The sequence below is a fragment of the Streptomyces sp. NPDC002734 genome (assembly GCF_040295685.1).
Taxonomy (GTDB): Bacteria; Actinomycetota; Actinomycetes; order Streptomycetales; family Streptomycetaceae; genus Streptomyces.
On the sequence record NZ_JBEOVU010000025.1, the window covers coordinates 43,063 to 57,290 of the forward strand.

The following is a 14,228-nucleotide window of genomic DNA, read 5'->3' on the forward strand; positions in this document are numbered from 1 at the left end:
CCGCTTTTCGCGGGGATCCGCCGCATGGGGCGGGAATGAGACGTCCTGCTGGGGCGCGCGCCGGGGCGCAAAGGGCGCTCAAAACCGTTGGCGCGATGTGATGGCTCGCGCAATTGCCAGAGACATTCTCGGACACCGTCGTTAAACCGTCACGAGGGTGGTGCCGGCGAACAGTTCCGCCTGAGTATTTTCGTGGCCATGACAGCCCGAAAAGGCCGCTCCGGAGATCTTCGGAAAAGCCGTACCCGCAGATGGGAATGGGTGGGGAAGGTCGATCATGGAATGCGACGGCATATGCCCCGGTGGGTATCCGCGTATGCGTTTCGGCCAAGTCCGGACAGCTGTCTAGGCGGATGCCTGGGAACGTTGGAGCATGAGGGAGTCGGTTGTCGGATGGGGCGCCAATTGGCCGACAAGTGGCTTCCGCGCCGCACCGGACGCGCGGGGAACAACGGGAACAGGGGGTCTCCACGGTGGATCTGTTCGGTACCGCCACGCACGACGAATTACGGTCCAGGGTGCGGGAGTTCGCCGAGACGGAGATCCGACCCCGGATCGGAGAGCTGGAGACGGAGAAGACCGTCGGCGAAGTCGGGCACAAACTCTCCCGAATGATCGCCGAACAGGGCTGGATGGGCGCCACGATAGACCCCGTGTACCAGGGCATGGGGGTGGGCCACCTTGGCAAGACCGTGATCATTGAGGAACTCTCCCGCGTCTGCGGCGCGATGGGCGCGATGGCGCAGGCGAGCATTCTGGGCGTCGCGAAAATCATTCACTTCGGCGACGCGGCCCAACGCGCGGCCTGGCTGCCGCGGATAGCCAAGGGCGCGTGCCTGCCCACCATCGCCGTGACCGAGCCGGGCTCGGGCGGCCATGTCCTCGGCATGACCAGCAGCGCGGTCCGGGACGGCGGCGACTACGTGCTCACCGGCCGCAAGGTCTACGTGGGCAACAGCCACGTGGGGGACCTGCACGGCGTGGTGGTGCGCACCGGTCCGGGATCGCGCGGGCTGAGCGCCTTCCTGGTCGAGGCCAGGCGGCCGGGCGTGCGCCTGGCCCCGCAGCAGGAGTCCATGGGACTCCACGGCTTCTCCTTCGGGGAGATCGTCCTCGACGGCGTCCGGGTGCCGGCCGCGAACCGGCTCGGCGAGGAGGGCCAGGGCCTGGACGTCGCCTACTCCTCCTCCACGCTCTACGGCAGACCCAACCTCGCCGCTGTGTCGCTCGGCATCCACCAGGCCGTGGTCGAGGAGACCGCGGCCTTCTGCACGGAGCGGATCCGCTACGGCCGGCCGCTGAAGGACCTGACCAACGTCAAGATCAAGCTGGGCGAGATGCAGTCCCGCCTGATGACCGCCCGGACCGCGCTGTACCACGCGGTCAGCCTGCTCGATCACGGCATGCCGTGCGACGAGGAGATGATGAACGCCAAGGCGGTCAACGCGGAGTACGCCATCACCTCGGCCCGGCAGGCGATGGAGATCCACGCGGCGGCGGGCCTGTTCACCGACCGCGCGGTGGAACGGCACGTGCGGGACGCGTTCCACATCCTCGCGCCGGCCGGCACCTCCGACGTCCAGTACCTGCGGCTCGCCGAGAGGGCGCTGGGTGAGGGCAAGGGCTCCTGGTCCGTCCGCCTCGCCCACGTGGCCCGCACCATCCCGCCCGGCCCGGAGCGCGGACTGCTCGCGGTGTGACCGCCCGTGCGGGCGGCGGAGGGCCCGGTCGGGGGACCGGGCCCTCCGCCGTGTCCGGCGCCCGGCCGTTCCGGCCCGCCGCCGTCGTGTCCGGCGCGCACGGCCGCTCAGGCCACGCTCTCCGGCCAGACGCCGTAGGCGAAGCCGCCGGTGACGTCGTCGACGGTCAGCCGCCAGTGGTGACCCGTCGGCATGCGCGGGGCCACGCCGGTCATGAGCTCCTCCTCGAGCTCCTCCCTGCTCCACTCCTCGGGAGGCACGACGCCCACCAGCCGGGCGTACAGCCCGGTCAGCGCCGCCTGCAGCACCTCGTCGTCCGCCAGCAGCTGCGGAGGCACCCGCAGGTGCGCGCCGGGCCACAGCCGCGAGGGGACCACGGCGGCGCGGGCCAGGGCCCGTGCCCGCGCGGGGCTCAGTCCGGCCGCCTCCTCCACCTCCACGGCGTCCGCGCCCTCGTACCGCGCCTGGAGCATCAGCCGGTCACGGGCGGCGCAGGCCGCCGCGACGTGCTCGGCGTGCCACCGCAGGCGCTCCAGCAGCTCCTTGACCCGTACTCCGCTGTCCTGCGCGCCGCTCACGACACCTCCACGGGCCAGGGGGACGCGTTCGCGGGCCGCGGCGCCCGCGCCACCGTCGTCAGCGCCGGATACGGCTCGCCCGGCGGAGTGGTGGCGTACATCGCACAGGTCAGCGGCCGGATGCCGCTGAGCCGGTGCTCGCCGTGGTCCTCCATCAGGTCCTGCGGTATGCCGGTGATGAAGTCCCGCTCCAGCAGGTGCTCCGCCGCCTGGATGTGGGCGCGCACCGTCTTGGGCGCGATGCCGACCCGGGCCGCGGCCTGGTCGACGTGGAACTCGCAGGTCACCCACGCGCGCAGGGTGCGGACCAGGTCGCGCCGGTCGGTGGCGAGGGGACGCAGCGTCTTGTCGGCCCAGGCCCGGACCTCCTGACTGGTCAGCAGGTCGTGCAGGGTGGCCGGCGGGCCGGACTCCGCCGCGCTCCCGGTGCCGTGCATCCGCACCACCTGGATCGCCAGGGACAGGGCGATCCGGTGCATGGTGAGCTCCGGGTCCAGTCCCACCGCCTCGCAGGTCTGGGCGACCCGCCGGGCCAGCGTGTTGCGGTGCATGCCCAGCACCTTCGAGGCCGCCGTGGTGCGGAACTCCAGCGCCATCGCGGTCAGTTCGAGCTGCCGGATGCGGGCCGTGCTGAGGATCGGCTGCAGCAGCGCGGAGGCCCAGGACCGGGCGGCCTCGGCGGGCAGCACGTCGGCGAGGCCCGGCGGCCGCGGCGAGGCGATGACGATCCGCTCGGGGTAGTGGGAGGCCCGGGTGAGCGCGGCGAGGGCCTCGTCGTAGGCGTCTCCCACCGCCTTGAGCTCGTGCGGCTGGCTGCCGCCGATGTGCACGCCCGCGGTGCGGAACACCTCCAGCAGGTGCCGCACGGTGTGCTCGTGCTCCTGCTCCTTGACGAGCGGGACGACGCTGATGATGTGGTTGTCGAAGGCCGGACAGGCCACGGTGAGCGCCTGCCCCGCGAAGAGCCGGTCGGCCTGCGCCATCACCAGGGCCCGCCCGGCCCGCCCGCAGTCGGCGACGTAGACCTGGGCGTGCGTGGGGTCCAGCAGGCCCGGCATGATCGAGGCGGTGACCCGCTGGGCGTCGACCGCGTGCCCGGTCATCAGCAGCTGGAACGCCGACAGCCGCACCTGGCGGACCGCGTCGGAGACCACCAGGTCGTCGGAGCGCTGTCCGCCGGGCATGGCGACGGTGAGCACCTTGGCGGCGCAGGTGGCGAGCTCGGTCTCGGCCTGTCCCAGCGGTCTCGGGGTGCCGACCACCAGCGCGCCCTGCGCGCCCAGCGGCACCGAGGAGACGTGCAGCCCGTCGAGCGCCTGCCGCGGCTGGTCGGGGTGCTCCAGCGCGGCCGCCAGGGTGACCGGCGCGGCGGGCGGGGCCGCCGCCCGCACCCCGCCGGCGTCCCGCACGACGACGCTGCCGGGCAGCTCCTCCGCGAGGTACTCGGCGACCCCGGTGACGGTGTCGGCCCGCGGGTGCGCGAGCTGGTCGAGCAGGGTGCCCAGCCGCGCGGCGTGCCGCCGGGCGGCGGTCACGCACAGCTCGGCGACGCGGTGGGTCAGCAACGCCTTCCAGTCGCTGAGCGAGTGCGAGGTGGTCAGCAGCGGCAGCCGGTGCTGGGCCGCGGTGTCCCGCAGGGCCGGGGCGAGGGTGTCGGGGGTCGCCCCGGACACCACCAGCGCCGCCGCGCCGCCGGCCGAGAGGGTGAACATGATCCGTTCGGCGTCCTCCAGGTATCTGCTGTGCGTGACGATCAGCGCGTGGGCGATGTTCGACCTGATCCAGTCGGTGTCGGACAGCACCTGCGCGGACTGCACTTCCCGGTCGTCCCCGACATGGCACGCGGTGATGCCGAGTTCGGGGAACGCCGGTAAATCTCGGACGGTCAACATGTGCCTGTCTCACTCCTCGTCGCTGGGGCGTACGTCGCGTCCGTCGCGCCAAGTCGAAAGGTTTCTTCTGCCTTTGCGCGTGGTGGAGAACAGCACCCCCACGTGGGCAGGGCAGGCGCGGAACGGGCTGGGCCGCCGGGCGACCGCGGTGATCGGGGCGGTCAGGTCCCAGAGCATGTCGACGGCCGTCTCGGTCGCGGCCTCCGCGATGGTGGTCGCCAGACCGGGCGCCGGGCACTGGTGGACCCCCGCGGACCAGGCGAGGTGACTGCGGTCGTGCGCGCCGCCGTCCCCGGGGCGGTGGGGATCGACGCCGGTGGCCGCGTGGTGGATCAGCACGGGGATGCCCGGCGGGACGTGCACCCCGTGCAGCACGGTGGGGCTCACCGCGTAGTAGGCGGACATGGTGGCGGCCGGGCAGCGGCGCGAGAGGGTCTCGGTGAGCGCCGCCCGCACGGTCACCGAACCGCCGATCAGCCGGGTCGCGTAGGCCGGGTCGGCGACCAGGGCGTGCAGGGTGGTGCCGATCCAGGCCGCGGTGGGCGCCGCGCCCAGGATGATCAGGGCGATCACCTGGTGGCACACCTCGTCGTCGCTGAGACCGGCGGGGTGCGCCAGCAGCCAGGACGCGAAGTCGCGGGCCGGGTGCTCCCGTTTCTCGTCGAGCACCTCCTGGACCATGCCGTACAGGTCCCACCACGCGGTGGTGGCGTCCGGCTGGGCGTCGGCGAGCCGGTCGGTGGCCGCCCGTACCCGGTCGGCAAGTTCGGGCGGAAGACCGGCCAGTCCGGTCATGGTCCGGGCCACCACCCGGTCCGCGTACTCGGCCATCAGGTCCAGGTGGCCGCGTTCGGCCACGTCCTCGATCAGGTCCCGAGCGTGCCGCTGCACAGTCTCGCGGACCGCGTGCAGGTTGACCGAGGCCAGGCAGTCGCCCACCGCGCGCCGCAGCCGCTCGTGCCGCTCGCCGTCGCTGTGGTGCAGTCCGGGCGTGGCCAGATAGGTCAGACGGGAGGGGACCACGCCGCGGTTCAGCGCCTCCCAGTGGCCCGGGTCCTTGCGGAAGGAGGGGCCGGTCAGCACCTCCCGGGCCGCCTGCCAGCCCGTCACCACCAGGACGTGGATGCCGTCGGCGATCTCCGCCCAGGCCACCGGGCCCTGCGACCGAAGATGCGCGTACAGGTCCTGTTCGTCCAGGGCCGTGCCGTGAAGTCGGGGGACACCCGCGGAAGTCGTCATCGCACCTGGATCTCCTTGGGACTCAGGACGTCCTTGACCAGGGCGATCAGGGACTGCTTCGCGGATTCGCGGGCCCGCGCGTCGATCCGGATCATCGGCCGGTCGTCGGGCAGGCTCAGCGCGTCCCGCAGGACCGGTTCGGGGTACACGGGCGCCTGGGGGAAGTCGTTGATCGCGATGACGTACGGCAGGCCGGCCTCCTCGAGCAGACCGATCGACTCGTAACAGGCGTCCACGTGCCGCGTGTCGACGAGGACGATGCCGCCCAGCGCGCCGTTGAGCAGGGAACGGATCATGTCGGCGAAGCGGGGCTGTCCGGGCGCGCCGAACATGTAGACGACGATGCCGCCCGCCAGCGTGCGCCGTCCGAAGTCCATGGCGACCGTGGTGGTCGTCTTGGCCGCGGTCGGCAGGTCGTCGACCATCTGCCCCGCCTGGCTGAGCCGTTCCTCGGTGCGCAGCGGCCGGATCTCGGAGACCGTCTCCACGAGGGTCGTCTTGCCGACGCCGAAGGCGCCGAGCACCACGATCTTCACGGAGGTGGACCCCGGAGGCAGGTAGTGCGGACGTCTAGAGTCGCTGAAGGCCATCGAGTATCCGTTCCAGGAATTCTTTCTCGTGCGGCTGTGCCTGCGGGACGAACGGGTCGGCCGCCAGCAGGTTCCCCCGGGTCACCAGGTCGGTCACCAGCACGCGGACCACCCCGCCGGGCATCTCCAGGTGGGCCGCCACCTCGGCCACCGACACCACTCCCGGCGCGCACAGCGCCAGCACCCGGTGGGCCTGCACGCCCAGGCCGGCCCGCGGCGCGGTCGGGGCGAGCGAGAGGAGGGTGGCGTGGTCGGTGCGCAGCCGCGGGGGCTCCGGGACCTCGTCCACGCCGGCCCGGTCCACCTCGCCGGAGGGCTCGTCCTCGGCGAGGGGGATGACGGTGTGCGAGCGGACCACCCCACGTCGGGTGTGCCCGCCGGCTGCCGGTCCGCCGCTCATTGCCCGGCTGTGAGCTGCCGTTCGCGGGCCTCCAGGTACGAGCCGAGCCCTTTGATCAGCTTGAGGCTCTTGCCGATCGCGGCCTGCACCCGTGGCGACCGGTCGCCCTCCACGGCCACCGCCAGACCGGTGTTCCGTCCGGCCGACAGGACCGCCACCGTCATCTCGGTGAAGTCGATGATGTTGTACTTCATCCGCATCTGGTCGGGACGACTGCCGGAGAACTCCAGGAAGACCGAGGTGTGCAGCGACGCCAGTCCGCTGAAGGCCGCGCTGAGCTTCTCGGCGGTGTCCCGGGGGATCCCGTCGGTGTGGGTGAGCATCATCCCGTCGCTGGAGAACAGCACGGCGCCGGTGACCCCGTCGCCGAGCAGGGTGTTGAGCTGGGGCGCCATGTCGACGGTGTCGGCGGTTGCATGGGTGTACTCGGACATCTCAGGCTCCTTGGTCGTTCGTGCCGTCGCCGTAGCCCTCCATCAGGGTGTCCATCACCCGTCCCAGGTCCGCGGTGAACGTCTCGGGGTCGGGAAGGGCGGCGTGGGACCGCGGCGACGGCGCGGCATGGCGGCGGGGGGCGCGCGGCTGTCGTTTCGGGAGGACGGGGAGCTCTGGTGCGGCGGGGGCGGGCGCGCCGAACCCGTGGGAGGGGTCGGGCAGTCGCGGGGTCTGTGCCTGGTACGCCCCGTTGTGCTGGGCGGGCGTCAGGCGGGCGGAGGTGGAGGCGGGGGCCGGCGCAGGAGCGGGTGCGGGTGCGGTGACAGGTGCGGTGGCGGGCGGCGGGGGCGTCGCGGCCCAGGCGTCGGAGGCCCGGGTGCCGGCGGTCCAGGCGTCGGCGGGCGGGGCGAGGGCGGCCATCGGCGCGCGGGGACCGGGGACCGCCGGGGGCCGCAGGCCGCCGGGGAACTCCGGCCGCACCGCGTGCCGCAGGCCGCCCGCGGAGGCGGGCTCCTGCGGGACCTCCTCCTGCAGGTGGGCGTCCGGGACGAGGAGGTCGGCGCGCATCCCGCCGGCGGCGGACGGCGAGAGGCCCGCCCGCAGCCCGTACTCGGCCATCAGCCGTCCCACCACCAGGAATCCGAGCCGCCCGGGCTCCGCCAGGTCCGTCACCCAGGCCCCGCCGGCGGAGAGGGAACGTTCCGCCTCCTCGAGCTGAAGCGGGGCCATGCCGAGGCCCTGGTCCTCCACCGAGAACCGGATCCCGTTGGGCACCCGCTGCACGTGGACCGCGACCGTGCCTCCGGAGTAGGCCGTCGCGTTGGCCAGCAGCTCGGTCAGGGCGACGATGGCCGGTTCCACGATCAGGCCGTCGACGACGATCTCGCCGGTGTCCACGTGGTACGCGTAGTCGACGGCGCTGCTGTGCCGGATGCGGCCGCGGGCGCTCTCCACGATCTCCGCCACCGTGCAGCTCGCCCGCTGCACGCCCGGCCAGGAGTCGGTGAGGATCCGCAGCCGCTGCACGCTGTGGACGCCCATGGTGACGCTGTGGTCGACCTTGGTGAGGATGGAGCGCACGTCCTTCGCCCCGGCGTACACGCCGCCGCCGGTGAGCTCCAGGTCGTCGAGACCGTCGTCGATGTCGGCCTGGGCGTGGGTCAGGGCCGCCTGGACCTCCTCCGCGATGCCGCGGAGGGCCCCGCGCGCGGACTCCTCCACGCCGCGCCGGACGACGTCGCCCGCGCCGCGGACCAGCCCCTCGGCGGCCGTGAGGTAGCCGGCCACCTCGGTGCCCTCGAACACGGCAGGGTGCGCGAGTCCGGCCGTGGCCGGCACCCGCACACCCTCCAGTTCCTGCACCACCTGGGGGAGTCGCCGCTCCACCAGGCTCTCCAGCTCGCTGATCACCTGCTGGGCGTACTGCCAGTGCCGGCCCTGCTCCTGCCGGGCGAGCTCGGCGGCCTCGGCCTTCTCCCGAGCGGCCGCCAAGGCCTCGTCCAGTTCCCGTGCGACGCGCCGCCTGCCCGGCAGGCACGCCGACCACACCACGATCGCCGAGCCGAGCGCGGACGACGCTCCGATGACCAAGTCCGTGTAATCGAGCACGCGTTATCGCCAATCGACCAGGAGTTTTCGACGTCGCCCGCGGGGACGCGATGCCGGGCCTCGCCGGCGATCACTTCTCCGGAGCGTGTGCGGCGGTCCCGGACCTTTCGATCTTCGTCCGGGAGGAACTGATCGGACCACCGCCCGCTTTCACGGACGGCCGGACCGGGGATCAGCCCTGAGGATGGAAGGCGAGCACCCGGCAACCCGACGAGGACGCCGGAAAATGCACCGAACCAGGATGCCCGATAATCACGGTGCCCGGGCCGTGAACGGCGTCACCGTCGCTGAACTCGCCCTCCAGGACGTGCAGGATCTCCAGCTCGGCGTGCTCGTCCCTGCCGAACGCCGCACCCGGGGCGAAGGTCAGTTCCATGAAGACCGACGGGTCCTCCGCCGTGCCTTCCTTGAGGATCTTCGCGGTGATGCCCTCCTTCACTTCCTTCGGTGGGACTTCGGTGATCGAGAGAAATCGGAACCCTTCGAGCATGTGTCGTTTCCTTCGGATCCACGGCCGCAGGGAAGCACTGCGCGGAAGCAGCCCGGGCCTCAAGTGGCGGGATCAGGAGACTATGCCAGCAGCATGAGTCGAAGGCAGGGGCCTGGTGCACAATTTTCGGCCGAATCAGGGGTCCTGTGCACCGCGGGAGAGGGTTTCCGGAAAAGCCTTGGGCAATGGTTGAACGCTGAGTTGCGAATCATGAAAAGAGAATCAACGGGCGGGACCGCGAATGCTTTTCGGGGCCCACGAGGGCCCCGGGCCGGCTCCCGTGATCACCCTGCGGTCACCGCCTTGACCGGTCGTCGGACCGCGACCTACAGTTCAGGCGGCAGTTCGCAAATGAAGATGGCGTCCACATATGTAGACATCAGGAGCCCCGAGGTGCCGATGTTCGACGGCGTACTGTTCTTCCCGGTGACCCCCTTCGCGAGGGCCGGACACATCGACAAGGCGGCGCTCGCCGAACACGTCGGGCGCGGACTCGACGCCCGGCCCGGAGGCGTCTTCGCCGCGTGCGGCACGGGGGAGTTCCACGCCCTGGACCCCGAGGAGTACGGCGAGGTCGTCCGCACCGCGGTGGAGACGACGGCCGGCCGCGTCCCCGTGTTCGCCGGCACCGGCGGACCGCTGCCGCTGGCCCGGCGCTTCTCCCTCATCGCCCAGGAGGCCGGGGCCGACGGCCTGCTGCTGCTCCCGCCCTACCTGGTCGAGTCCCCGCCCGCGGGCCTGGTCGCCTACACCCGGCAGGTGGCCGCCGCGAGCGACCTGCCGCTGATCGTCTACAACCGGTCCAACGCGCGCTTCACCCCCGAGGCGGCGGCCGAGGTGGCGCGGCTGGAGAAGGTCGTCGGTTTCAAGGACGGCGTCGGCGACCTCGACCGGCTCTCCCGCACCGTGCTGGCGGTCCGCTCCGCCCTGACAGGCCGCGACAAGCCGTTCCAGTTCTTCAACGGCATGCCCACCGCCGAGGTGACCGTCCCGGCCTATCGCGGCATCGGCGTCCAGCTCTACTCCTCGGCCGTGTTCTGCTTCGCGCCGGAGATCTCGCACGCGTTCCACCGCGCCGTCACCACCGGCGACGACGACACCCGCGACCTCCTGCTGCGCGACTTCTTCCACCCGCTGGTGGCGCTGCGCGACCGGGTGCCCGGCTACGCCGTCTCCCTGATCAAGGCCGCCATGGCGCTGCGCGGCCAGGACGTCGGCGGCGTCCGGCCGCCGCTGACCGACCCGGCGCCCCAGCACCTCGAGCGCCTGCGCCGTATCGTCGACGCCGGGCTGGAGATCGCCGCGCGCTCCGGGAAGGAGGCCGTCCGGTGAGCGACGCGATACGGATCACCTCCGTCACCGTCACCCCCGTCGCCTTCCGCGACCCGCCGCTGCTCAACGCCGTCGGCGTCCACGAACCGTACGCACTGCGGGCCGTCCTGGAGGTCCACACCGACCAGGGGCTCACCGGCCTCGGCGAGACCTACGCCGACTCCGGGCACCTGCGCCGCCTGCGCACCGCGGCCGAGGCGCTCACCGGTCTGGACGTCCATCACCTCGGCGCCGTCCGTGCCGCGGTCGCGCGGGCGCTCGACGGCGACACCGGCAGCGACGGACACGGCCTCACCGGGATGATCACCACCAGCAGCACCGTCGACCGGGTCTTCTCGCCCTTCGAGGTCGCCTGCCTCGACGTCCAGGGCCAGGCCGCCGGACGCCCGGTCAGCGACCTGCTGGGCGGCGCGGTCCGCGAGCGGGTCCCCTTCAGCGCCTACCTCTTCTACAAGTGGGCCGCGCACCCGGGCGCCGCGCCCGACGCGTGGGGCGAGGCGCTGGACGCGGACGGCATCGTCGCCCAGGCCCGCCGCATGGTCGACGACTACGGCTTCACGGCGCTCAAGCTCAAAGGGGGAGTGCTCCCGCCGGACAGGGAGATCGACACCGTCCACGCCCTGCGCGCGGCGTTCCCCGCCCTTCCACTGCGGATCGACCCCAACGCCGCCTGGACCGTGGAGACCTCCCTGCGGGTGGCCCGGGAGCTCGACGGCGTCCTCGAGTACCTGGAGGACCCCACCCCGGGACAGGAGGGCATGGCGGCGGTGGCGCGTCAGGCGTCGATGCCGCTGGCCACCAACATGTGCGTGGTCTCCTTCGAGGAGGTGGCCCCCGCCGTCGCCCGCGACGCCGTGCAGGTCGTGCTCTCCGACCACCACTACTGGGGCGGCCTGCGGCGCTCGGGCGTGCTCGCCGGCATCTGCGACACCTTCGGCCTGGGCCTGTCCATGCACTCCAACTCGCACCTCGGCATCAGCCTCGCCGCCATGACCCACCTGGCCGCCGCCACGCCCAACCTCACGTACGCCTGCGACACCCACTGGCCGTGGAAGGACGAGGACGTGATCGCCCCCGGCGCGCTGGCGTTCGAGGACGGGTCGGTGGCCGTGCCCACCGGCCCGGGGCTCGGGGTCGAGCTCGACCGGGACGAACTGGCCCGGCTGCACGAGCAGTACCTCGCCTGCGGACTGCGGGACCGCGACGACACCGGCTACATGCGGAGCGTCGATCCCGCCTACGAGAAGAAGGTGCCGCGCTGGTGAACCGGGCAGTCGGCGCCTCGCCCCACGAAGGCTGACGCCACCTGACCTCGCGGGGGCGCGGCGCGCCGTGCCCCCGCGGCGTCCTGCCACGGCTCAGCGGATCCCCTCCCGCCGCAGCGTGCCCGCCAGCTCGGACCGATGGTGCAGCACCGCCTCCGAGACCCGGGCGATCTCCTGGTCCGAGGCGTGGTCCAGCGGGATCGAGCAACTGATCGCGTCCGTCGCGGGGATGCGGTACGGCACCGCCGCGGCCACGCAGCACAGCCCCGGCGTGTTCTGCTCGTTCTCCAGCGACCAGCCGCGCGCCCGCACGCCGTCCAGCTCGTCGGCCAGTTCCGGGCGCCGGGTCACGGTGTGCGGCGTCAGCGCCTCCAGCGGCTCCGGGAGCAGCGCGTCCACCTCCCGCGCCGTCAGCTCCGCCATCAGCGCCTTGCCCAACGCGGTGGCGTGCGCCGGGAGTTGGCGCCCCACCCGGGAGGTCAGACGCCGTGAGTCGGTGGCCTCACGGGTCGCCAGGTAGATCACCCGGGCCTCGTCCAGGCGCGCGTAGTGCGTGGTGTACCCGACGTCCGCCCGGAGGCGCTCGATCTGGCGCACCGCGTGCGGCAGCGCCGGATCGCGGTCCAGGTAGGCCGTCCCGCACAACAGGGCCCGAGGGCCGATCCCGTAGGCCGCGGACTCCCCGCCGTCCTCCGACTCGATCCACTTCATCCCGGCCAGCGTGCGCAGCAGCGCGTACAGGCTGGAGCGCGGATACCCCGTCAGTTCCCGCAGCCTGCCCAGCGTGAGCCGCTCGGGCGAGGAGGCCAGCGCCTCCATGATCCGCACGGTCCGCTCCGCCGACTTCACCGGTCCACGCCCGGACTCTTCCTCCCGTGCCAACGAAACCCTCCGAAACATCGACGCATCGATTGACCGCCCCTGTGCGCGGCAATAGCCTGCACGCGAATTCACGGCATGAATGAAGACTCAGTCTACATACGTGGACTCGCGCGAGGTGCACTCGCTCGTCCGTTCCTCCTGCTCGTCGCCGAATCCCCCCACCGCTCGCGACCGCGCGGATCGCCGCGTTCGCTCCGACATCGAGGAGTTCGTATGGCTTGGCCGGACTGGGTGGCCCTGGCGGGCTACTTCCTGGTGATGCTGCTCATCGGATTCTGGTCGCACCGGCGCATCACCACCGTCAGCGACTTCTTCACCAGCGGCGGGCGCATGCCGTGGTGGCTGTCGGGCATCTCGCACCACATGTCGGGCTACAGCGCGGCGGTGTTCGTCGCCTACGCCGCCGTCGCCTACAGCTACGGCTTCACCATCTACATATGGGCGTTCGTACCGCTGGCCCTCTCCACCGCTGTCGGCGCCTTCGTCTTCGCCCCCCGCTGGAACCGGCTGCGCATCAAGTACGACGTGGCCTCGCCGCTGGAGTACCTCGCCCGGCGCTACAACGTGCCCACCCAGCAGGCGCTGGCCTGGAGCGGCACCCTGCTCAAGGTGTTCGACGTCGCCGCCAAGTGGGCCTCCGCGGCGATCCTGCTGAACGTCTTCACCGGCCTCAGCCTCCCCGTCGGCATCCTGGTCACCGGCCTGGTCACGCTCGTCTACTGCACCGTCGGCGGCCTCTGGGCGGACGCCCTCACCGACTTCGGCCAGTTCGTCATCCAGGGCATCGCCGCCCTCACCATGCTGTGGGTCGTCATCGACCAGATCGGCGGCCTCGGCCAACTGGGCACCGCCCTTGACAAGTTGCCCGACGGACACACCGAGCCGCTGGTCGGCCCGTACACGGCCGGCTTCCTCACCGCCTACGTCGTCATCAAGCTCTTCGAGTACAACGGCGGCATGTGGAACCTGGCCCAGCGCTACATGGCCACCAACTCGCCGCCCGCCGCGAAGCGTTCGGCGCTGCTCTCCGCGTCGCTCTACCTGATATGGCCGGCCATCATCCTCTTCCCGTCCGTGCTCGGCCCCGTGATCATGCCGAACCTCGAGAAGCCCGAGCAGGTCTACGCGCTGATGGCGCAGGACCTGCTGCCCGCCGGCCTCGTCGGCCTGACCGTCGCCGGCATGTTCTCCCACACCATGGCCATGGCGTCCTCCGACGCCAACGCCATCTCCTCCGTCGTGGTCCGCGACATCCTGCCCGCCGTCAGCAGGCGCGCCCGCGCCTTCGACCCACGGACGGGCCTGCTCGCCGGGCGCGTCTGCACGGTCGTGTTCATCGGCGCGAGCATGGCCGTCGCCCTGCAGGCCGAGGCGCTGGGCGGTCCGCTCGGCATCATCGTCGCCCTGGTCGCCGCCGTGATGGGCCCCATCTCCATCCCGATGCTCCTCGGGCTCCTCCCGGCCTTCCGCCGCTGCGGGCCCTGGGCGGCCCTGGTCTCCTGGGCCTGCGGTCTCCTCGGGTACGTCGCGGTGAAGTACTGGCCCGGGAGCGGCACGGACCAGACCCTCACGGTCGCCACCCCGCTGCTGACCTCCCTGGTCCTCTTCGTCGGCATCGGCCTGCTGTTCCCCGAGCCCAGCGCCGACGCCGACGAGATCACCCGGGCGGTCGGCCCCGGTGGCGACGACGATCCCGGCGCCGGCCCCACCCACGAACCGCTCGTCGGCGCCACCGGCTGAGACCAGTACGAACACCGGGTCGTCGGCCCCTGCCCGCTCCCCCGGGCAGGGGCCGATGCGGCGTCCCGTTCCGGTTG

The 14,228-nt window shown here is 72.2% G+C and carries 13 protein-coding genes; 4 read left to right on the forward strand and 9 right to left on the reverse strand.

Going from position 1 to position 14,228, the window contains the following annotated elements; genetic code table 11:
• Positions 1-473 precede the first annotated feature (473 nt).
• Entirely contained in the window at positions 474-1,700 is a 1,227-nt protein-coding gene (locus ABT026_RS21865; RefSeq protein ID WP_351116547.1) for an acyl-CoA dehydrogenase family protein, read from the forward strand.
• 107 nt (positions 1,701-1,807) lie between these two features.
• Here ABT026_RS21865 and ABT026_RS21870 read toward each other — a convergent pair whose 3' ends face one another.
• From ABT026_RS21870 to ABT026_RS21905, 8 genes are all read right to left on the reverse strand, one after another.
• On the reverse strand, positions 1,808-2,278 hold the full coding sequence (locus tag ABT026_RS21870) for a hypothetical protein (RefSeq protein ID WP_351116549.1): 471 nt from the start codon (positions 2,276-2,278) through the stop codon (positions 1,808-1,810).
• Entirely contained in the window at positions 2,275-4,170 is a 1,896-nt protein-coding gene (locus ABT026_RS21875) for a helix-turn-helix domain-containing protein (protein WP_351116550.1), read from the reverse strand. Before ABT026_RS21875 ends, ABT026_RS21870 begins: the two co-directional genes overlap by 4 nt.
• A 9-nt stretch (positions 4,171-4,179) precedes the next feature.
• Complete coding sequence (locus ABT026_RS21880; protein ID WP_351116552.1) at positions 4,180-5,409, reverse strand: cytochrome P450 family protein; 1,230 nt, start codon at positions 5,407-5,409, stop codon at positions 4,180-4,182.
• The gene (locus ABT026_RS21885) at positions 5,406-5,945 is read right to left on the reverse strand and encodes a GTP-binding protein (RefSeq protein WP_351116553.1); all 540 of its coding nucleotides are present in this window, start codon (positions 5,943-5,945) and stop codon (positions 5,406-5,408) included. The genes ABT026_RS21880 and ABT026_RS21885 overlap by 4 nt, the downstream gene beginning before the upstream one ends.
• A 34-nt stretch (positions 5,946-5,979) precedes the next feature.
• Positions 5,980-6,399, reverse strand: a complete 420-nt coding sequence (locus ABT026_RS21890) for a DUF742 domain-containing protein (RefSeq protein ID WP_351116554.1) — start codon at positions 6,397-6,399, stop codon at positions 5,980-5,982.
• Positions 6,396-6,833, reverse strand: a complete 438-nt coding sequence (locus ABT026_RS21895; RefSeq protein ID WP_351116556.1) for a roadblock/LC7 domain-containing protein — start codon at positions 6,831-6,833, stop codon at positions 6,396-6,398. Before ABT026_RS21895 ends, ABT026_RS21890 begins: the two co-directional genes overlap by 4 nt.
• Position 6,834: 1 nt before the next feature.
• Positions 6,835-8,442: a hypothetical protein gene (locus tag ABT026_RS21900; RefSeq protein WP_351116557.1), complete on the reverse strand. Its 1,608-nt coding sequence runs from the start codon at positions 8,440-8,442 to the stop codon at positions 6,835-6,837.
• A gap of 172 nt (positions 8,443-8,614) precedes the next feature.
• Positions 8,615-8,932, reverse strand: coding sequence for a cupin domain-containing protein (locus ABT026_RS21905; protein WP_351116559.1), 318 nt, complete (start codon positions 8,930-8,932; stop codon positions 8,615-8,617).
• Between the two features lie 399 nt (positions 8,933-9,331).
• Between ABT026_RS21905 and ABT026_RS21910 the strand changes: the two genes are divergently transcribed.
• Positions 9,332-10,264, forward strand: coding sequence for a 5-dehydro-4-deoxyglucarate dehydratase (locus ABT026_RS21910; RefSeq protein WP_351116560.1), 933 nt, complete (start codon positions 9,332-9,334; stop codon positions 10,262-10,264).
• Positions 10,261-11,529 (forward strand): glucarate dehydratase family protein, encoded by a 1,269-nt coding sequence (locus ABT026_RS21915; protein WP_351116562.1) that lies wholly within the window; start codon positions 10,261-10,263, stop codon positions 11,527-11,529. The genes ABT026_RS21910 and ABT026_RS21915 overlap by 4 nt, the downstream gene beginning before the upstream one ends.
• A gap of 93 nt (positions 11,530-11,622) precedes the next feature.
• Here the strand turns inward: ABT026_RS21915 and ABT026_RS21920 are convergent, their stop codons facing one another.
• Positions 11,623-12,411 carry an IclR family transcriptional regulator gene (locus tag ABT026_RS21920; RefSeq protein ID WP_351116564.1) on the reverse strand — a complete coding sequence of 263 codons (789 nt, stop codon included), beginning with the start codon at positions 12,409-12,411 and terminating at the stop codon, positions 11,623-11,625.
• 213 nt (positions 12,412-12,624) lie between these two features.
• On the opposite strand from ABT026_RS21920, the gene ABT026_RS21925 reads away from it, so the two are divergent.
• Positions 12,625-14,151, forward strand: coding sequence for a sodium:solute symporter family protein (locus ABT026_RS21925; RefSeq protein WP_351116565.1), 1,527 nt, complete (start codon positions 12,625-12,627; stop codon positions 14,149-14,151).
• Positions 14,152-14,228 lie beyond the last annotated feature (77 nt).

Bases quoted from the DNA above. Each gene is read 5' to 3' on its own strand.
- ABT026_RS21875 (WP_351116550.1), bottom strand. From the start codon at position 4,170: ATGTTGACCGTCCGAGATTTACCGGCGTTCCCCGAACTCGGCATCACC.
- ABT026_RS21880 (WP_351116552.1), bottom strand. From the start codon at position 5,409: ATGACGACTTCCGCGGGTGTCCCCCGACTTCACGGCACGGCCCTGGAC.
- ABT026_RS21890 (WP_351116554.1), bottom strand. From the start codon at position 6,399: ATGAGCGGCGGACCGGCAGCCGGCGGGCACACCCGACGTGGGGTGGTC.
- ABT026_RS21895 (WP_351116556.1), bottom strand. From the start codon at position 6,833: ATGTCCGAGTACACCCATGCAACCGCCGACACCGTCGACATGGCGCCC.
- ABT026_RS21905 (WP_351116559.1), bottom strand. From the start codon at position 8,932: ATGCTCGAAGGGTTCCGATTTCTCTCGATCACCGAAGTCCCACCGAAG.
- ABT026_RS21910 (WP_351116560.1), top strand. From the start codon at position 9,332: ATGTTCGACGGCGTACTGTTCTTCCCGGTGACCCCCTTCGCGAGGGCC.
- ABT026_RS21925 (WP_351116565.1), top strand. From the start codon at position 12,625: ATGGCTTGGCCGGACTGGGTGGCCCTGGCGGGCTACTTCCTGGTGATG.